The sequence below is a fragment of the Methylocystis sp. genome (assembly GCF_021731785.1).
Lineage (GTDB): Bacteria > Pseudomonadota > Alphaproteobacteria > Rhizobiales > Beijerinckiaceae > Methylocystis.
On record NZ_JAKFWS010000178.1, the window covers coordinates 1 to 18824 of the forward strand.

The 18824-nt window shown below is 63.3% G+C and carries 22 protein-coding genes and 1 pseudogene; 17 read left to right on the forward strand and 6 right to left on the reverse strand.

Annotated elements, in window-relative coordinates; genetic code table 11:
* The 4 genes from QZ964_RS20650 to QZ964_RS20665 all read left to right on the forward strand — a co-directional run.
* Positions 1-272 (forward strand): F0F1 ATP synthase subunit A (locus tag QZ964_RS20650; RefSeq protein WP_292534099.1); only part of this gene is annotated, 272 nt, incomplete at its 5' end.
* 45 nt (positions 273-317) lie between these two features.
* Complete coding sequence (locus tag QZ964_RS20655) at positions 318-539, forward strand: F0F1 ATP synthase subunit C (RefSeq protein ID WP_292534102.1); 222 nt, start codon at positions 318-320, stop codon at positions 537-539.
* Positions 540-635: 96 nt separating this feature from the next.
* Positions 636-1229 carry an ATPase gene (locus QZ964_RS20660; protein ID WP_292534105.1) on the forward strand — a complete coding sequence of 198 codons (594 nt, stop codon included), beginning with the start codon at positions 636-638 and terminating at the stop codon, positions 1227-1229.
* Entirely contained in the window at positions 1219-1698 is a 480-nt protein-coding gene (locus QZ964_RS20665; protein ID WP_292534109.1) for an ATP F0F1 synthase subunit B, read from the forward strand. The genes QZ964_RS20660 and QZ964_RS20665 overlap by 11 nt, the downstream gene beginning before the upstream one ends.
* Positions 1699-1738: 40 nt before the next feature.
* On the opposite strand, the gene QZ964_RS20670 is transcribed toward QZ964_RS20665, so the two are convergent.
* Together QZ964_RS20670 and QZ964_RS20675 are read right to left on the reverse strand one after the other, a co-directional pair.
* Positions 1739-2392 carry a hypothetical protein gene (locus QZ964_RS20670; protein WP_292534111.1) on the reverse strand — a complete coding sequence of 218 codons (654 nt, stop codon included), beginning with the start codon at positions 2390-2392 and terminating at the stop codon, positions 1739-1741.
* A complete protein-coding gene (locus tag QZ964_RS20675) occupies positions 2370-2906 on the reverse strand; it encodes an invasion associated locus B family protein (RefSeq protein WP_292534114.1) in 537 nt (178 codons plus the stop codon). Before QZ964_RS20675 ends, QZ964_RS20670 begins: the two co-directional genes overlap by 23 nt.
* Before the next feature lie 328 nt (positions 2907-3234).
* On the opposite strand from QZ964_RS20675, the gene coxB reads away from it, so the two are divergent.
* The 10 genes from coxB (at position 3235) to QZ964_RS20725 (ending at position 11966) form a co-directional block, all read left to right on the forward strand.
* Positions 3235-4095 (forward strand): cytochrome c oxidase subunit II, encoded by an 861-nt coding sequence (coxB, locus tag QZ964_RS20680; protein ID WP_292534117.1) that lies wholly within the window; start codon positions 3235-3237, stop codon positions 4093-4095.
* A gap of 56 nt (positions 4096-4151) precedes the next feature.
* Complete coding sequence (gene ctaD / locus QZ964_RS20685; protein WP_292534120.1) at positions 4152-5813, forward strand: cytochrome c oxidase subunit I; 1662 nt, start codon at positions 4152-4154, stop codon at positions 5811-5813.
* A 108-nt stretch (positions 5814-5921) separates the two neighbouring features.
* Positions 5922-6854: a heme o synthase gene (locus QZ964_RS20690; protein WP_292534122.1), complete on the forward strand. Its 933-nt coding sequence runs from the start codon at positions 5922-5924 to the stop codon at positions 6852-6854.
* Positions 6855-6866: 12 nt separating this feature from the next.
* Positions 6867-7076, forward strand: coding sequence for a CoxF (locus QZ964_RS20695; RefSeq protein WP_292534126.1), 210 nt, complete (start codon positions 6867-6869; stop codon positions 7074-7076).
* A 4-nt stretch (positions 7077-7080) separates the two neighbouring features.
* Positions 7081-7677 carry a cytochrome c oxidase assembly protein gene (locus QZ964_RS20700; protein WP_292534128.1) on the forward strand — a complete coding sequence of 199 codons (597 nt, stop codon included), beginning with the start codon at positions 7081-7083 and terminating at the stop codon, positions 7675-7677.
* A gap of 76 nt (positions 7678-7753) precedes the next feature.
* Positions 7754-8644: a cytochrome c oxidase subunit 3 gene (locus tag QZ964_RS20705; protein ID WP_292534130.1), complete on the forward strand. Its 891-nt coding sequence runs from the start codon at positions 7754-7756 to the stop codon at positions 8642-8644.
* A gap of 71 nt (positions 8645-8715) precedes the next feature.
* Positions 8716-9093: a DUF983 domain-containing protein gene (locus QZ964_RS20710; protein ID WP_292534133.1), complete on the forward strand. Its 378-nt coding sequence runs from the start codon at positions 8716-8718 to the stop codon at positions 9091-9093.
* Positions 9094-9134: 41 nt separating this feature from the next.
* On the forward strand, positions 9135-9839 hold the full coding sequence (locus QZ964_RS20715; RefSeq protein ID WP_292534135.1) for an SURF1 family protein: 705 nt from the start codon (positions 9135-9137) through the stop codon (positions 9837-9839).
* 93 nt (positions 9840-9932) lie between these two features.
* Entirely contained in the window at positions 9933-11339 is a 1407-nt protein-coding gene (thrC, locus tag QZ964_RS20720) for a threonine synthase (RefSeq protein ID WP_292534138.1), read from the forward strand.
* A gap of 21 nt (positions 11340-11360) precedes the next feature.
* Complete coding sequence (locus QZ964_RS20725; RefSeq protein WP_292534139.1) at positions 11361-11966, forward strand: GNAT family protein; 606 nt, start codon at positions 11361-11363, stop codon at positions 11964-11966.
* Positions 11967-11989: 23 nt separating this feature from the next.
* Here the strand turns inward: QZ964_RS20725 and rph are convergent, their stop codons facing one another.
* Positions 11990-12703: a ribonuclease PH gene (rph, locus tag QZ964_RS20730; protein ID WP_292534142.1), complete on the reverse strand. Its 714-nt coding sequence runs from the start codon at positions 12701-12703 to the stop codon at positions 11990-11992.
* A 159-nt stretch (positions 12704-12862) separates the two neighbouring features.
* Here rph and QZ964_RS20735 point away from each other — a divergent pair, with 159 nt between their 5' ends.
* Complete coding sequence (locus QZ964_RS20735) at positions 12863-14947, forward strand: elongation factor G (RefSeq protein WP_292534144.1); 2085 nt, start codon at positions 12863-12865, stop codon at positions 14945-14947.
* A 4-nt stretch (positions 14948-14951) separates the two neighbouring features.
* Here QZ964_RS20735 and QZ964_RS20740 read toward each other — a convergent pair whose 3' ends face one another.
* Positions 14952-16256: an SCP2 sterol-binding domain-containing protein gene (locus QZ964_RS20740; RefSeq protein WP_292534146.1), complete on the reverse strand. Its 1305-nt coding sequence runs from the start codon at positions 16254-16256 to the stop codon at positions 14952-14954.
* Positions 16257-16303: 47 nt separating this feature from the next.
* On the reverse strand, positions 16304-16852 hold the full coding sequence (locus tag QZ964_RS20745; protein WP_292534148.1) for a MarR family winged helix-turn-helix transcriptional regulator: 549 nt from the start codon (positions 16850-16852) through the stop codon (positions 16304-16306).
* A gap of 29 nt (positions 16853-16881) precedes the next feature.
* On the opposite strand from QZ964_RS20745, the gene QZ964_RS20750 reads away from it, so the two are divergent.
* Both QZ964_RS20750 and QZ964_RS20755 read left to right on the forward strand, forming a co-directional pair.
* Positions 16882-17091: a hypothetical protein gene (locus QZ964_RS20750; protein ID WP_292534150.1), complete on the forward strand. Its 210-nt coding sequence runs from the start codon at positions 16882-16884 to the stop codon at positions 17089-17091.
* 63 nt (positions 17092-17154) lie between these two features.
* Positions 17155-18051: a pirin family protein gene (locus QZ964_RS20755; RefSeq protein ID WP_292534154.1), complete on the forward strand. Its 897-nt coding sequence runs from the start codon at positions 17155-17157 to the stop codon at positions 18049-18051.
* 33 nt (positions 18052-18084) lie between these two features.
* On the opposite strand, the pseudogene QZ964_RS20760 reads toward QZ964_RS20755, so the two are convergent.
* Positions 18085-18611, reverse strand: a pseudogene (locus QZ964_RS20760) (L,D-transpeptidase).
* Between the last annotated feature and the right edge of the window lie 213 nt (positions 18612-18824).

Here is an 18824-nt window from a genome sequence, read left to right on the forward strand (position 1 = left end):
CGATCGAGATCATCTCCTTCCTGTCGCGGCCGGTGTCGCTCTCCGTCCGTCTCTTCGCCAATATCCTTGCCGGCCACATCACGCTGGCCGTGTTCGGCGGCTTCGTGGTGATGCTGCTCGGCGCCGGCGTCTGGGCGGCGCTTGCGCCCGTGCCGCTGCTCGCCATCGTGGCGCTCTATGCGCTCGAACTGCTTGTCGCCTGTCTGCAGGCGTTCGTCTTCAGCGTTCTCACTTGCGTCTATCTGAACGACGCGATTCACCCGGGCCACTGATAAAAATCGAACAATAAACGTCGCCCCATCCAGCAGGAGTAAGATATGTCAGAAATGCAACTCGTCGGCGCCGGACTCGCGGCGATCGGCACCGGCGCGGCGGCGATCGGCGTCGGAATCATCTTCGGCAATTTCGTCAGCGGCGCGCTGCGCAACCCGTCGGCGGCAGCCTCCCAGTTCACCAACGCCATCATTGGCGCGGCGCTCGCCGAAGGCCTGGGCATCTTCGCCTTTCTGATCGCCATCCTGCTGTTCCTAAAGCAGTGACGTTTACGCGTCCGGTCTAGCGGCCGGACGCTTTTTCCTGCGCTAATGCGCCGCGTGGCGTCCGCGCGGCCTAGTCCCGAGACTTGGATCATGTCCATGGCGATCATCTCTTCCGCTTTCGCCGCCGAGGGTGAGCAGACGACGCACGAAGCCGTCGGCGCCGGCGAGGCGCATCACGAGGGCGTCTTTCCCCCCTTCCAGACCGAAAATTTCGCGCCGCAGATCTTCTGGCTCGTCATCATTTTCGGACTGCTCTACGTGCTGATGTCGCGCATCGCGCTTCCGCGCGTCGGCGGCATCATCGAGAACCGTGGCGCCAAGATCGCCGCCGATCTCGGCGCCGCGCGCGAGATGCAGTCGAAGGCGCAAGCCGCCGCCGCGGCGAATGACGAGAATCTTCGTCACCGCCGCGAGGAGGCGCAAGCCATTGGCCGCGAGGCGCAGCACAAGATCGCTGCGGAGACCGCGGGGCAGCGCGCACTCGCCGAATCGCAGGCTGCCGAAAAGATTCGCGCCGCCGACGAGCGCATCGCGAGCGCAAAGACGAAGGCTCTGGCCAATGTCGAGCAGATCGCCGTCGACGCCGCCGCCGCCATCGTTGAGAAGCTCACCGGCGCGAAAATCGATCAATCCGCGCTCGCCAAGGATCACGCGTCGTCGACCGCCGAGGAGACGATCAATGCATTTTGACGCGGAATTCTACGTCGCCGTCGGCTTTACGATCTTCGTCCTCGTCATGATTTGGGTCGGCGCGCATTCGAAATTTGCCGCGCTTATCGACGCGCGCATCAACCGAATCAAGGGCGAACTCGCGGAGGCCGAACGGCTGCGCCACGAGGCGGAAGCGCTCCTTGCCTCCTTCGAGCAAAAGCGCGTTGAAGCGGAAGCCGAGGCCAAGGCCATCGTCGCGCAGGCCAAGGAGGAGGCGGAGATGATCGCCGCCGAAGGCCGTCGCCGCCTCGATGAATTCATGCAACGCAGCGTCAGGCAGGTTGAGCAGAAGATCGCTCAGGCGGAGGCTCAGGCCTCGGCCGATGTGCGCGCCGCCGCGGCCGACGCCGCCGTCAAGATCGCCGAGCGCGCGCTCTCGAGCGGCGCAGCCGCCGGCAAGGATTTCGTCGCCGACGGCATCAAGGAACTGAAATCCCTCGCTCACTAGATCCTCGCCTTCGGGAGATTGCGCCCAAAGGCGGCATGATCTACCCGCCGCGGCGCTTTTTCTCGACCGCGGGCTTTTCGGCACCCTGGGTGAAGCCGACGAGGATCTCGTAATCGTCCTGCGCCCGCGGGCTCATCATCGGGATGGTGAACGGATCGGCGATCACTTGAAACTCGGCGCGCGTTCCGCCTTTGGGGATCGACGCGCTGACGCGATAAATCTTCGAGGCGACGAGCGTATCGTCTTTCTGACGGCGAATCGCCACCCGCAGATTGGCGCCATAGACGCCGGGCTGGCCTGCGGCCCCGAGCACGGCTGAACCCTCGACGCCCACTCTGATCGTCAGACCGTCGGCGTCGATGATGCATTGGCGCGCCGTTTCGCCGAGCGAAAGCTGATAGCGCACATTGGCGCTGTCGGCGTCTGGCGGCGAACGCATCATCGCTGCGCCGCTGTCGATGAAAATTTCGGGACAGTCGGCCGTCGCTCCGGCGGGCGGCGGCTCGCCTTCCTTCTGTTCGCCGCCAAAAATGCCCGGCACGCGGAGCTTGGGCAGTTCAAAAGCCGCGACAGCCACGGGCAAAAGCGCGAACGATGTCGCAAGCGCGACGGCGAGGCGCTTGCGCCGCGCGGTCCTAACCGACTTGCCCGTGGGACCATTCACGAAATTGTTATGGCAGCTTTGCGAATCCATCCTTGAATCCCTGCAGAGTCAGCGGCAGTCCGATGCCTTCTTCCGGAACCTGATGAATGATGAAAGTGGCGATCTTGCCGTTCTTCAGCTGATCGATCAGCTTGTCGTCCATCGTCACTTCGGCGACGCAGCCCATTGGCAGACATTTGACGAAGCCGGCGCGGCCGATGTCGGTCTGGTCGATTTTCAAACCGAGACCATTGGGCAGGAGCACGCCGAGCGGCGCGATCACGCTCAGCAATCGGCTCTTGCCGTCGCTCGTCTTCAGCACGTTGACGACCAGGTAGACGTTGCTGTTGTCGTCGGCGACGAGCCTTTGGACCAGGGCGCATTGCTCGGTTGAGGCGCCGGCGGGTTTTTCGCAGCGGAGTTCCCAATCGCCGAATTTCGTTTTGGCCGGAGCGGCTTGCGCATGCGTTGCGCTGTTGGCGAGGCCGAGCAAAACCGTGGCCGCCGCCGCCGCGACCCCATGTCGCAATAGGCGCCCCATTTTTGAAACGCGCAATGGCTTCATTCTGTCTCCTGGAAGACGGCGCCGCGCCCGTCCCGATGAGCTTCGCATGGAAAGCGACCGGTCGCCGCGCGCCTCCGGCGCGACCTGTCGTTGCCTATCAAATGGACTTTAACTGTCAAGTTCGCAGACGCTCACGCCGCATTGTTTGGCAAAGGCTTTGGCGCGACGATTTGTCTGCAGAAGCGGCGTTGCAAACAATTGCGCAGAACGGCGGTTTGTGATTGAACCGGCCGACTACCGAGCGGGGCGGGCTTTGGGCGGGCTGCGCACGGAAATCACAAAAAGAACAATGACTGGCTGGCGAAGGGTTCGAAAGAAGGCGGCTTTGATGTTTAACGTCAATCGACAGATGCTGACGCGCGGCGCATTGGCGGCCGCAGTGGCGATTCCCGCGACGTTGTGCGCCGGCGTCGCCCTCGCGCAGGTTGAAGGTCAACCCGTCCCGGGCGGCCTCGGCCTTCCGAATATGGTCACCCCGGTCGGCCTGGGCACTCAGCAGTTGTACAATATGGTGCTGATGCCAATCATTTCGTTCATTGCGCTCTTCGTTTTGGGTCTGCTGATTTATGTCTGCTATCGCTTCAATGAGCAGGCGAATCCCATCCCGTCGAAGCTGACGCACAATACGCCCCTCGAAATCATTTGGACCCTGATTCCAGTCCTGATCCTACTGTTCATCTCAGTCCCGTCGTTGCGGCTGCTGGCGCAGCAAGTTGAGGTGCCGGAGGCGTCGGTCACGATCAAAGTGACAGGAAACCAGTGGTATTGGTCGTATAAGTATCCGGAGGATCAGGGCGGCGGCTTCGGCTTCGATCAGATGATGAAGCCCGAATCCGAACTCCAGCCCGGCGAGCTTCGTCTGCTGGCGGTCGACAATGAAGCCCTGGTGCCGGTCAATGAGGTCATCGCCGTCCATATCACGTCGAACGACGTCATCCACGCTTTTGGCATTCCGTCGTTTGGCGTTCGCATGGACGCGATCCCCGGCCGTTTGAACCAGACATGGTTCAAGGTCGAGAAGGAGGGCGTCTATTATGGCCAGTGCTACTTCATCTGCGGCAAGGACCACGCCTATATGCCGATCGTGATCCGCGCGGTCAGCCGCGAGAAATACAATGAGTGGCTTGCCCAATCGAAGCAGAAGTTCGCCGGCGCCGGCGCACGCGTGCGGATCGCCGATAGCCGCTGAACGGCCGCTGAAACGGGACGCAACAGAACACACAAGTCTTTCTAAGGAACATGACGATGGCGAGTTCGACGACGGCTGGAGCGCATGATCATCCGAGGGGTTTGCGCCGCTTCCTCTTCTCCACCAACCACAAGGACATCGGCACGCTCTACATCATTCTCGGCTCGGTCGGCGGCGTCATCGGATTCCTGCTGTCGCTCGCCATGAGGCTCGAACTCGCCTATCCGGGCGTGCAGATCTTCCCAGGGCTTGCCGAAGCCCTGCACGGGGCCGATCCGTCGATGGCGCTGGACGCGGGCAAGAATCTCTACAACGTGTTCATCACGGTGCATGGCGTGCTCATGATCTTCTTCATGGCCATGCCAATTCTTATTGGCGGCTTCGGCAATTGGTTCGTGCCGATCATGATCGGCGCGCCGGATATGGCGTTCCCGCGCCTCAACAACATCTCGTTCTGGCTTCTGTTCTCTTCGCTCGTTCTTGCCGTCATTTCGATGTTCGTCGAGGGCGCGCCGGGCATGAAGGGCTTCGGCGGCGGATGGACGTTCTATCCCCCGTTGTCATCGAACACCGGCTCGCCCGGTCCGGCGATGGATTTCGTCATTCTGGCGCTGCATCTCGCCGGCGCGTCGTCGATCCTTGGCGCGATCAACTTCATCACCACGATCTTCAACATGCGCGCTCCCGGCATGACGCTGCACAAGATGCCGCTGTTCGTGTGGTCGATTCTGGTGACCGCCTTCCTGCTGCTGCTCGTGCTGCCGGTGCTCGCGGGCTGCGTGACGATGCTGCTCACCGACCGCAACTTCGGCACGATGTTCTATGACCCGGCGGGCGGCGGCGATCCGCTGCTGTTCCAGCACCTGCTGTGGTTCTTCGGCCATCCGGAAGTTTACATCGTGATTCTTCCGGGCTTCGGCATCATCAGCCAAGTGGTGTCGACCTTCTCGAAGAAGCCGGTGTTCGGTTATCTCGGCATGGCCTACGCCATGGTCTCCATCGGCGTGCTCGGCAGCATCGTGTGGGCGCACCACATGTATACGGTCGGCATGTCGCTCAACGCCCAGCGCTACTTTACGCTGGCGACGATGGTGATCGCGGTGCCGACCGGCATCAAGATTTTCTCCTGGATCGCGACGATGTGGGGCGGTTCGATCTCGTTCCGCGCGCCGATGGTCTGGGCGATCGGCTTCATTTTCGTGTTCACGATGGGCGGCATCACCGGCGTCGTGCTCGCCAACGCCAGCGCCGACAAGCAGTTCCACGAGGGGTATTACGTCGTCGCGCACTTCCATTACACGCTGTCGCTTGGCGCGGTCTTCGCGCTCTATGCGGGGTTCTACTACTGGTTCCCCAAGATGTGCGGCTACATGTATTCGGAGACCTTGGCCAAGGCCAACTTCTGGCTGCTGTTCATCGGCGTCAACATCGTCTTCTTCCCGCAGCACTTCCTCGGTCTGGGCGGGATGCCGCGCCGCTATATCGACTATCCCGACGCCTACGCGCTGTGGAATATCGTGTCGTCCTTCGGCATGATCTTCGTCACGCTCTCGCTGGTCGTCTGGTTCTACGCGATTATCGACGCCTTCATGAAAAAGCGGGTGGCCGGTGCCAATCCTTGGGGCGTCGGCGCGACGACGCTGGAGTGGACTCTGCCGTCTCCACCGCCGTTCCATCAGTTTCAGGTTCTGCCGCGCATCAGCGGGTCGGGCCAGTGACAAAACGAAACGCCGGCGCGAGGAAATTCGCGCCGGCGCCGCATGCCGACGCGCGATGATGTGGGCGCCTGCGCCGCATCTCAGCCGCGGGGTTCAGAGTGAGACGCCATGAGCGACGCATCCTATCTGCATGAGCATCAGGCTCCGCGCATCTCGGTCGCGTCGCCTTCGGACTATTTTGCGCTTCTCAAGCCGCGCGTGATGTCGCTCGTGGTGTTCACGGCGCTTGCCGGCCTGTTGCTCGCCCCCACGCCGCCGCATCCGCTGATCGGCTTTGCCTCGCTTCTGGCGATAGCTGTCGGCGCCGGCGCTTCCGGCGCGCTCAACATGTGGTACGACGCCGACGTGGACGCGCTCATGACGCGCACGCGCAAGCGGCCGATTCCGTCCGGACGGCTCGATCCCGAGGCGGCACTCGGCTTTGGTCTCGTGCTTGCCACGCTTTCCATCTTCACGCTCGGCTATGTCGCGAACTGGTTTGCGGCGGCGCTGCTCGCCTTCACCATCTTCTTCTATGTCGTGATCTATACGATGTGGCTGAAACGCTGGACGCCGCTGAACATCGTCATCGGCGGCGCCGCCGGGGCGCTGCCGCCGATGGTCGGTTTTGCCGCCGCGACCGGCGAGATCAATCTCGCGAGCGTTGTGCTCTTTGCGATCATCTTCATCTGGACCCCGCCGCATTTCTGGTCGCTCGCGTTGCTGAGAAGCGAGGACTACGCCCGCGCTGGCGTGCCGATGCTGCCCAATGTCGCCGGCGAGGACCGCACCCGTCTTGAGATCCTGATCTACGCTCTGGCGCTCGCGCCGCTTGGCGTCGCGCCATGGCTCTTGGGCTTCGCTTCGTTGGCCTATGGGATTGTGTCGATCGGCTGCGGCGTAGCGCTCGTCGCCGCCGCTGCGACGGTTTTCAGGCGGCGCGACGGCGAGGCGGCCCGCGTGGCGGCGCGCCGGATGTTTCTGTTCTCGATCCTCTATCTGTTCCTGCTGTTCCTGGTCCTCGTCGTCGAGCAGACCGCGCATATTTTCGCGCTGATCTAGGCGGCCAAGCGAATGGTGAATGAAATGAAAGACGCAGGCGAAAAATTGAAGGACCGCGAAGGCGCGTTCGGCGGACCAGGCGTCGTCCTGACCGAAGAGCAGGCGAGGAGCCGCCGCGAGCGCAATATCGCCATCGGCGCGACGATCGCGCTCCTCGCCGTCCTGTTCTACGCCGTCACGATCGTGAAGTTCGGCGCGGCCATCATCAACCGGACGATTTAAGGCCATGAACGCGACGGCGCCTCGTTCACGCAATCGTCCGCGATTTATCGCGGCGGCGTTGATCGTTGGCGCGACGGCGATGCTCGTCCTGTCTTTCGCTTCCGTTCCCCTGTACAGGGCGTTTTGCGCGGCGACGGGTTTCGGCGGCACGCCGAAGATCGATGTCGCCGCAGCGCCGACAGTCCCCGGCGAACGCGTGCTCACCGTGCGTTTCGACGCCAATGTCGCGCGCGATCTGCCGTGGCGCTTCGAGCCGGAGGTCGCGAAAATCTCCCTGCGCACGGGCGAGACCAAGACCATCTATTACAAGGTCGCCAATCTCTCTGACCGCGAGACAAGCGGCCAGGCGGCCTACAATGTCACGCCCGGCCAGGCCGGCGCCTTTTTCGTCAAGGTCGCCTGCTTCTGCTTCGAGGAGAAGCGACTCGGACCTCACGACGCCGAGGAATGGCCGGTGGTTTTCTATCTCGATCCCGCTCTTGAGCGCGAAGAAGGCATGCGCGGCGTTCGCGAGATCACGCTTTCATACACGTTCTTCGCCATCAAGGATTCCACTGCGGCGAAGACGAGCGAGACGGCGACCGCAAAGCCGAAGGGTTGACTGCGCCGCGCGGCTTGGCGCGCGGCAAACTAGGGGACTGGCCGGAACCGCCGGCCGATGGACAAGGAAAAGCAAGATGGCGGACGGACACGCGAAACCCGAACACGACTATCATCTGGTCGATCCGAGTCCGTGGCCAATCGTGGGCGCGGTCGCCGCGCTGATCACGGCGATCGGCGCGGTCATGTGGATGGCGCAGCACAAGGGGGCGCCGATCGGCGGCATGACCTTTGGCGGCATCGTGTTTTTCGTCGGCTTCGCCGGGATATTGCTGGTGATGTACGCCTGGTGGAGCGACATCATTCACGAAGCGAGCGTCGGCGGATTTCACTCGCCGGTCGTGCGGCTGCATCACCGCTACGGAATGATCCTGTTCATTTTCTCGGAGGTGATGTTCTTCGTCGCCTGGTTCTGGGCGTTCTTCAATTCGGCGCTTTTCCCGGACGACGCGGCGCAGGTCCTGCGCACCGAACTGTTCCAAGGCGTCTGGCCGCCGAAGGGCGTTGAAGTCTTAAGCCCTTGGAAACTGCCGCTCCTCAATACGCTCATTCTGCTCAGCTCCGGCGCGACGCTGACCTGGGCCCATCATGGCCTCCTGGAAAATAACCGCGACACGCTGAAGAAGGGTTTGATCGCGACGATCGCGCTCGGCCTGCTGTTCACGACGATCCAGGCCTATGAATATCTCCATGCGCCCTTCGCCTTCGCCTTCGACCCGGCGAAGCCCGCGGCGACGAACTATGGCTCGACCTTCTTCATGGCTACCGGATTTCACGGTTTCCACGTGATCGTCGGCACGATCTTCCTCATCGTGTGCTTGCTGCGCGTCTTTCGAGGAGCCTTTACGCCGGACCAGCATTTGGGCTTTGAATTCGCTGCCTGGTATTGGCACTTCGTCGATGTCGTCTGGCTGTTTCTGTTCGCCTGCATCTATGTGTGGGGGAACTGGGGCGGGGTTATGGAATAGCGGACCGTCGCCCAATCTGAGCAATTGGACGGTCACGGGCGCGCCCGTGACCGTTTTCGTTGGAGGCCGATATGTCAGAAGAGCATGTCTACCCGCCCATGTCGCTCTACGTCGACGGGCTCCTCGGCCGATGTCCGCGCTGCGGCAAGGGACATATGATCAAAGGCCTGCTGACCGTCTCGCCAACATGCGAGGTTTGCGGGCTCGATTTCTCCTTCGCCGACGCGGGCGACGGTCCGGCGATCATCGTCATGACCGTCGTCGGCTTCGTCGCGATCGCAGTGCTGTGGTACGTCGAGGTGACATATCAGCCGTCCTACTGGGTGCACGCCGCGATCCTCGCGCCCCTGTCGGCTATTCTCTGCATCGGGCTGTTGCGGCCGACGAAAGGCCTGCTGATCGCCCTGCAATATTTCAACAAGGCTGAAGAGAGCCGCCATCAATCGTGAGTCGAGCTGTGCGCGCGCTTTTGGGGCCCGCAATTGCGACGATGCTGCTTTTCGCTGTGCTGGTCAGTCTCGGATTCTGGCAGGTGCGGCGGCTCGGCGAGAAAGAAGCGTTGATCGCGCGCGTCGAACGACGCGCAACGCAAGCGCCGCAGTCGATTCCGGCACCGGAAGACTGGGCCGCGCTGCGCGCCGACGACTATGACTTCATGCATGTGCGCGCGCAGGGTCGCTATATCGGCGGCCGCGACGCGCTCGTGTTCGCTGCGCCGCCCGAGGGCGCAACCCCGGAGCCGGGCTATTGGCTGCTCACGCCTTTCGCCCTGTCGGGCGGCGGCGTCGTGCTTGTCGACCGCGGATTTCTGCCAGCGTCGAAAACAGGCGTAGCCTCTTTGCGCGAGGCGCCTTCCGGCGAAGCGACGCTCGTCGGACTGCTGCGCGCGCCGGAGCGACGCAACCCCTTCACGCCGGCGGACGAACCCGACAAGGGCGTCTTCTACGCGCGCGATCCCTTGACGATCGCCGTCGCTCTCGGCTTAGCCGACGCCGCGCCTTTCGCGCTTGTGATCGACGCCGGACCCGCAACGGCGTCTGACTGGCCGCGCCCGGTAGGCGGCGTCCCAACGATCGTCAACAATCATTTCTCATACGCCGTGACGTGGTTCGGTCTGTCGCTCGCGCTTCTGGCGATTTTCGCTCTTTACGCGCGCGGCGTCCTCGCATCCGCAAACGCATCGAAAGAGCCATAGCGTCGGCCTTGCGGCGCGCGCGAATATGCTATGAAAGGGCGCACTGACTTGCGCGTCGTGAACGGCGCGCGCTCCGCATCGATGGATCAAAGGTTGCGCTATCTCTCAACGCGCGGCGAGGCCGCCCAGCTTGGCTTCGACGATGTTCTGCTCGCCGGTCTTGCGACCGACGGCGGGCTTTATACGCCGCTCGCCTATCCGCGCCTGGCGCCTTCCGATATTGCGGCGCTTGCCGGACGCCCCTACGCCGAAGCGACGGCGCAACTGATCGCGCCTTATCTCAGCAAGACGTTTTCACCCGATATCTTGCGGGCGCAGACGGTGAGCGCCTACAGCGGGTTCCGTCATTGCGCCATCGCGCCGCTGATGCAGATCGCCGACAATCTCTTCGTTCTCGAACTTTTCCACGGGCCGACGCTCGCCTTCAAGGATCTGGCGATGCAGCTCCTCGGGCGCATGATGAATCATCTGCTCGAGACGCGAAATCTGCGCGCCACCATTGTCGGCGCCACGTCCGGCGACACGGGCGCTGCGGCGATCGAGGCGTTCAAGGGATTGGATCGTGTCGACGTCTTCATTCTGTTCCCGCACGGCCGGGTCTCCGACGTGCAGCGCAAGCAAATGACGACGGTCACCGACGCCAATGTCCACACGATCGCGCTGCAAGGCTCGTTTGACGACGCCCAGACGATTTTGAAACGGCTGTTTCGCGACGCCGCGTTTCGCACGCGCGTCGGACTGGCCGGCGTCAACTCAATCAACTGGGCGCGCGTCGTCGCGCAGACCGTTTACTACTTCACGAGCGCCGTCGCTCTCGGCGCGCCGCATCGGCAAATTTCCTTCGCCGTGCCGACAGGGAATTTCGGCGACGTGCTCGCCGGCTATGTCGCCAAGCGCATGGGTCTCCCGGTCGACAGACTCGTCGTCGCCACCAACGCCAACGACATTCTGATGCGCGCGCTCGCCAGCGGTCGTTACGAGCCGCGAGGCGTGACGCCGACTCAGTCGCCCTCGATGGACATTCAGCTTTCATCCAATTTCGAACGTTTGCTGTTCGACGCGACAGGACGCGATCCCGCCGCGATCCGCGCCGCTTTCGCCGCGCTCGATCAATCGGGCGCCTTCGAGATTCCGGCCGAGGCGCTTGCCGCAATCCGCGCCGAGTTCGACGCGCGATCGGTCGGCGAAGCCGAGACCACAGATGAGATTCGTCGCACCTGGCGCGAGACCGGCTATGTGCTCGATCCGCATACGGCGACCGGCGTCAGCGCGGCGCGTATGCGGTTGGCGAAAGATCCGGCGACGCCGGTCATTGCGATGTCGACCGCGCATCCGGCGAAGTTTCCAGACGCCATCGAGCGCGCCATCGGGCTGCGTCCACAGCCGCCTGAAAATATTGCGGCGCGACTTGACGCGCAGGAACGATTCACGATTCTTGAAAATGATGGCGCGCGAGTCGCCGAGTTCATTTTGCAGCACGCGCGCGCGGCGAAGAACTGACAAGTTCTGGCAGGGAGCACGATGGCGATCTTTAGCGTAATCGGACGCCGCGACCTGCCGATCAGAGGCGAGGGCCTTTATCTGCGCGCGTCGGAAATGCGCGATTACGTTGAATGGGCCGAACTGCGCGAGAAGAGCCGCTCATTCTTGACGCCATGGGAGCCGCTCTGGCCGATCGACGACCTGACGCGGGCAAGCTTTCGCTATCGCGTGCGCCGTCACGCCGAGGAAATGGCGCGCGACGAGGCCTATTCCTTTTTCATCTTTCGCGAAGAGGACGACGCGCTGATGGGCGGGCTGTCCTTCGGACACGTCCGGCGCGGCGTGTCGCAGGCGGCGACGCTCGGCTATTGGATGGGCGAGCCCTATGCGGGCAAGGGCCACATGACGCGCGCCGTTCGCGCCGCTTGCGCCTATGCTTTCGATAAGCGCGGGTTCCATCGCATCGAGGCCGCCTGTTTGCCGACAAACGAACCTTCAAAGCGATTGCTGGAGCGCGTCGGCTTCAAGCAGGAGGGCTATGCGCGCTCCTACCTCAATATCAATGGCCAGTGGCGCGACCATTTGCTTTATGCGCTGCTGGAGACCGATCCTCAGCCGATCAAGCCGCCGCCGGCGGCGGCATAAAGCGCCCGACCTGCCCGGTTAGCTCAAGAGAGCGTCGCCTTCTGCAAGGCGACAAGGTCAGAGACGCCTTGCTGGGCGAGCGCCAGCATCGCCGACAGTTCGTCCTGCGAAAAAACCGCGACTTCGGCGGTCGCCTGAATTTCGACGAGGCCGCCGGAGCCGGTGATGACGAAATTGGCGTCGGTCTCGGCCGTCGAGTCTTCGGCGTAATCGAGGTCGATCACCGGCGTCGCGTTGAAAATGCCGCAGGACACTGCGGCGACGTGATCGCGCAGCGGGCTTTCCTTGACGATGGAGCGTGAACGCATCCAATCGAAGCAGTCATGCAGCGCCAGCCAGGCGCCGGTGATCGACGCCGTGCGGGTTCCGCCGTCGGCCTGGATCACGTCGCAGTCGACGACGATCTGCCGCTCGCCGAGCGCCGACAGATTGGTGACGGCGCGCAGCGACCGGCCGATGAGGCGCTGGATTTCCTGGGTGCGTCCCGAAAGCCTGCCGGCTGACGCCTCGCGCCGCGTGCGCGTATGGGTGGCGCGCGGCAGCATGGAATATTCGGCCGTCACCCAGCCGCGGCCCTGGCCGCGCAGCCATGGCGGCGGCTTGTCCTCTAGCGACGCCGCGCAGAGCACCTGCGTATTGCCGAACTTCACGAGGCAGGAGCCCTCGGCGTAGCGGGCGACGCCTCGCTCGAAACTCACCTGGCGCATCTCATCGGGCGCGCGTTTGCTGGGGCGCATAACAGCTCCGTTGACGTATTGGTCGCGCCTTCTATCGCGCTTTCGGCGACCGTGGAAGCGCTGGGCGCGGCGCGCCCCGTCTTGCGCTCGCGGCCGCATGGTGAAACCATGAGCTAACGGGGCCGGACAAATCAGGCTCCGACAGATAAGGAGGGAGTGATGGGTCAAACGTCGTCCCAAGGAGCGCATTCGCACGAAGCGAGAGCACAGGGCCCCCGGCTGATTGCGCTGGCGGGCCCTTTTCAATGCGGCAAGACCTCTCTTTTGGAGGCCATTCTCGCCCATGCAGGCGCAATCCCGCGGCAGGGCGCCGTCGCTGCGGGCGCGAGCGTCGGCGATTCAAGTCCGGAAGCCCGCGCCCATCAGATGAGCGTCGAATCCAACATCGCGACCGTCGAATATATGGGCGATCGCTATACTTTCGTCGATCTTCCGGGCTCCGTCGAATTTGCCCATGAATCGCGCAATATTCTGCCGCTGGTCGACGCCGCGGTCGTCGTTTGCGAGGCCGAACCCCGCAAGGTTCCGGGGCTGCAGCTCATTTTGCGCCAGCTCGAAGAGTTCGGCGTGCCGCATTTCATTTTCCTGAACAAGATCGACGCTGCGACGATCGACGTCCGAGAAGCGCTCAGCATCCTGCAGCCGGCCTCGCGCACGCCGCTGCTGTTGCGGCAGATTCCGATCTGGAACAATGGCGTTGCGGTCGGATTCATCGATCTCGCGCTGGAGCGCGCCTACGTCTACCGCGAACATGCGCCGTCGGAGGTCGTCGATATTCCCAAGGGGGACGCCGCAACCGAGAAGGAAGCGCGCTACTCGATGCTGGAGCGGCTCGCCGATTACGACGACGCCCTGATGGAGGAGCTGATTTCCGACATCGAGCCGCCGCGCGATCAGGTGTTTGACGATCTCACCAAGGAGTTGCGCGCAGGGCTCGTCGTGCCTCTATTCATCGGATCGGCCGAACGGGGGGCCGGGGTCACCCGGCTACTAAAAGCGCTGCGTCACGAAGCGCCGGGACTCGAGGCGACCCGCGTCAGGCTCGGCGTCGGCGAAAACGGGCCGGCGCTCGCGCGCATCATCCGCACAATCCACACCCCGCACAGCGGCAAAATGTCGGTTGCACGGGTGCTGCGCGGCGCAATTGCGGACGGGCACACAGTCGCTTCGCCGCAGGGAGAGGATCGCATTTCGAGCATGTCGCGCTTGATGGGCGCGGCGAACAGCAAGACGACGGAAGCGAAGACCGGGGACGTCGTCGCTCTCGGGCGGCTCGATCATGCGCAGACCGGCGACACGATCGTCACCGACGCCCGTACCGGCGCCGAGGACTTGAAGGAGACTCGCGCTCAAATTCCAGATCCGGTCCATGCCCTGGCGCTCAATGTGAAGGACCGAAAGGACGAGATGCGACTGGCCGCGGCGATGGCGAAGCTCATCGAAGAGGATCCCTCGCTTGTCTTTGTCCATGATCAGGAGCTGTCGCAGATCAAACTCTTCGGCCAGGGAGAAATGCATCTGCGCGTCGCGCTCGAACGCCTCGCGTCCCGCTTCAACGTCGCGGTTGAATTCTCGAAGCCGTCGGTCGCCTATCGCGAAACGATCCGCCATAAGGTCACCGTTCGTGGTCGCCATAAGAAGCAATCGGGCGGACATGGCCAGTTCGGCGACGTGGTGATGGAGATTGCGCCGCGCGGCCGCGGCGAAGGATTCGCCTTCAGCGAACGCGTGCATGGCGGCGCGGTGCCCAAGCAATATTTCTCATCCGTCGAGGCCGGCTGTCAGGACGCTCTTCTGCAAGGCCCGCTGGGCTTTCCGGTCGTCGATGTCGAAGCGGTGCTGACCGACGGCTCGTATCATTCTGTCGATTCTTCCGACATGGCGTTCCGCACCGCGGCGCGCATCGGCATGAGCGAAGCTTTGGAAAAGGCCGAGCCGATCCTGCTCGAGCCGGTGCTTGCGGTCGACATTTTCGTGCCGAGCGACGCCATGTCGCGCGCGACCGGCATCGTATCGGCGCGTCGCGGCCAAATCATGGGCTTTGGTCCGCGCGAGGATTGGGAAGGCTGGGACAAGCTTGAAACCCTGATTCCCGAGGCGGAGATGGACAATCTCATCGTTGAGCTGCGCTCGGCGACCGCCGGGGCAGGCTTCTATCAGGCGCGCTTCGACCATCTCGCGGAAGTCGTCGGCAAACAAGCGCGCGAGATCGTCGCCGCCCACGCCAAAGCGAATGGGGGATAGCGACTCAGCCCGGAAAACAGCGCGCGAAGGCGAGCAGCAGGCGCGGATCGCCGCGCAGCCTGATCTTGCCGCGCAGCAACGCTACGACGAGACTCGTCTCCTTGCGCAGGAAGCGCAGCCAGGTTTCGGAGTCGGCGGTCACCGTCAGCCGCGACGCGCCGACAAGCCCGTCGGCGACGCGAAGCTGCCTGTTCGTGATGGCGATCGTCGCGCTGCGGCGTTCCGCGCCGGTGAAGACGAAGTGATAGACCGCGTCGACGCCTGCAGATTTGCCGCGCTGGAAGACGAGTCTCAGTCCGGAGAGAAAGCTCTCGATCGTCAGCGGACGAAACGGGACGCCGACGCGCTTCACGCGTTTCTCCGGAAAGCGGCGCATCACATAGGTTTCGGCGTCCGAGCCCACGGAGACGTAAATTGTCTCGGCCTTCTTCTGCAGCGGATCGACGACCTCCTGCAGATAGCGCCTTTTGTCCGCCCTGTAGGCGCCGATAACGTCCGAACCCGCCGGGCACACGGCCATGCAATAGCCGGCCTTGTAGTTGGGGCCGAAGGCGAGGCTCTGCCACATTGAGACGGTCTCGGAGTCGGCGACTTTCGCGCGATAGGCGCGCGCGCTTTTCGAATCTGCGATCTCTTCCACCCAATCGCCGAAGCCGCCCATGAATTCGCGGTAATTATGGGCGTAGCAGGCGCTGAAGTCGAAATGTCCGTCCGGCGCGATCGCGCCCGTCGGACAGGCGGCGACGCAGAGCTTGCATTCGAAGCACGGATTGAAGTCGAGCGGCGCGGACGGCGTCTCAAGATCGAGGTCGACGGCGATCGTGCCGAGCAGAATGAAATTGCCGAATCTGGGGTGGATGACGTTGCGGTGGATGCCCATCCGTCCGAGACCGGCGGCGACCGCGACGGGCTTATGCGAGATGATCCACATCTTGTCGGGCCAACTGGACGCTTCCATCGGAAAGCCCGTCGACGGATAGGCGGCGCGCACGCCACGCGCCTGAAGCGCGAGAACGATGCGGCGCGCGACGTCATCGCACTCATCGGCCGAATGATGAAATTCGAGGTTGGCGGCGGAACGCGCGGGGCTGCGGATATTTTCGCGATTCATCCTGACGACGAAGGAGACGAGCGTCCGCGCGAAGGGAAAGGCGACGAGAATATCGTGGCGCTGATCGTCAAGCGCAGGCTCTGTCAGCGAGACGAGACCAACGTCGTCGGCGCCGGCTTGGAGAGCGATGTCGCGGATCGCCTCCGCGTCGAGGTCGACGGCGCCAGGCGCAGGGGAGAGGCTGCGATGGGTTGTCATTGCATATACCCCTTTTATGAGCACGCGAAGGTCTGGCGCCGGCTGTTTCAGATGTTCGCGGTCGCCTCCATCAGCGCGCGCAATTCAGATATGAGCTTTTGTAACCGCTCGGCGCCGAATTTCTTCTCCACTGCGTTCTGCGCTTCGCGCCAGTGCGGCAGCGCATTGGCGAGCGTCGCTTCGCCGAAGGGCGTCAGCGCGATCTTGCGGGTGCGCCGGTCGTCGCCGGATTTCACCTTCACCAATCCGCGCTTCTCCAGAACCGCGAGGTTGCGCGCGAGCGCGCTGCGCTCAAGGACGAAGGCCTCGGCCAATTTGCTGACGGTTGCGCCGCCCGTCAGAGAGCAGGCGACGAGCAGCGAATATTGGGTCGGCTCCAGTCCGGTCGCCGCCAAGAACTGACCATAGAGCCGCGTGATCGCGCGGCTGGCGCGCCGGATATTGCCGGCCGCGCAGTTTTGCGCACAGAGCTTGACGTCGGTCGAATCTAACGAAGCCATGATACGTGCATATACCCGTTTATCGGCGTCGTCAAGCCGGCTGGCGTTCTGATGTGCGCGCAAGCACAGCAAGGCGAACGCGCTTTGGATGATCATCGCCGCGCCTTCCCAGAGGAAACGATGATATGCGAATGTTCATTTTCCTGATGGCCGCATGTGCGGCCATGTCGTTCAGCTTCTATTCGAGCGCTGGCGGTTTGAAGCGCGCGTCGACCGCGGCGCCGCAGGCGATGAGCGTCGACGCCAATCCGCAGCCGCGCTGCCTCAAGAGCAAGAAAATGCGGCAGGCTGCGAATGGCGTCTGCATCGTGAAGGGCAAGCGCCGCAGCGCCTAACTCCGCTTGAACTGCTCTCCGCCGGCCTTAGCTATTGCGCATCCCAAGCGCGGAGGCCGGAGCATGTCCACATCAAGCGCGGAGACGGCGGCGAAGACCATTGAATTGCGGATTGCCCCCCGCGCGCGCGATCTCGGCGGCTTCAGCGTCAGGCGCGCGTTGCCCGACGACAGGCGGCAGATGGTCGGGCCGTTCATCTTCTACGATCATTTCGGCCCGGTTCAATTTATGCCGGGGCAGGGGATGGACGTTCGCCCCCATCCCCATATAGGTCTTGCGACCGTCACCTATCTTTTCGACGGGCGCATTCTGCATCGCGACAGTTTGGCGAATGTTCAGGAAATCGCGCCCGGCGCAATGAATCTGATGACCGCCGGGCGCGGCATCGTGCATTCCGAGCGCACGCCGCCCGGTCCGCGCGCGGCCGGCCAACAGATGCTTGGCGTGCAGAGCTGGTTGGCCTTGCCGCTCGCGCATGAAGAAACCGAGCCGAGCTTTCAGCATTTTGGCGTCGACGTTCTTCCAGCCGTGGAGGATCGAGGCGTATTCGCGCGCGTGATCGCCGGCGCCGCGTTCGGCGCGGTTTCGCCCGTGAAGACCTTGTCGGACTGGTTCTATGTCGAGTTGCGTCTCGCCGGCGGAGCGTCAGCGCCGCTCGACGCCGCTTATGAGCAGCGCGGGCTCTATCTCGTCGACGGCGCGATCGAGATCGCCGGCAGTCGTTTCGATGAGCCGCAATTGCTGATCTTCAGCCCAGGCGCCGCGATCACGATCCGCGCGCTTTCCGATGCGCGGATGATGCTGCTCGGCGGCGCGCCGATCGAGGGGCGGCGCTTTGTCTGGTGGAACCTCGTCTCTTCCAGCAAGGAGCGGATTGAGCAGGCGAAGCGCGACTGGCGGGAGGGTTTGTTCCCCTCAGTGCCGGGCGATACGGAGTTCATTCCGCTGCCGGAAGAGTAGGGGTTTTGGCCCCCCGCCCCGGCGTCAGACGGCTTACGGCGTCATCACCACGGTGGCGCCGACGGCGACACGGTCATAGAGATCGACGATATCCTCGTTGAGCATGCGGATGCAGCCGTAAGAGGCGGCGGAACCGATCGACTTGCGCATCTTGGCGGTCGTGCCGTGGATCGCCACCTGACCCTCGCTGAGCGTCATGGCGCGGGCGCCCATCGGATTGTTCGATGCGCCGCCGGGATCACCTCGGGCAGCTCCGGATGGTCGTGCTTCACGTCTTCCGGCGGCGTCCAGTCCGGCGCGACATATTTGGCGTTGACCTGCACGACGCCGGTCCATTCCTTGCCGGCCTTCGGCACCGCAACCTTGTAGGCGATGGCGTCGTCCTGGTCGACGATGAGATAGAGCTTGCGCTCGTGCTCGCTGACGACGATCGAGCCGGGGTCGAACTCGGAGTGATAGTGGACGATCTCGCGGGCCGCGGAGGCCTGCGGCGCGGAAGCGGCGCCGATCAGGGCGGCGGCGAAGGCGAACTGGGCGATCCTGGAAGTCTGACGTTTCATCTTCTTGCGCTCGATGTTCGAAGTCTCGATGAGCGCGTTGTAAGAGAAGGCCAGTCCCGATTCCGTGCGGCCGCGCACGCGGGAAAATCGTTAGCCGAATTTTGGAGTCTTGCCGAAGGAGTCTTGCCGAAGGAGTCTTGCCGAAGGAGTCTTGCCGAAGGAGTCTTGCCGAAGGAGTCTTGCCGAAGGAGTCTTGCCGAAGGAGTCTTGCCG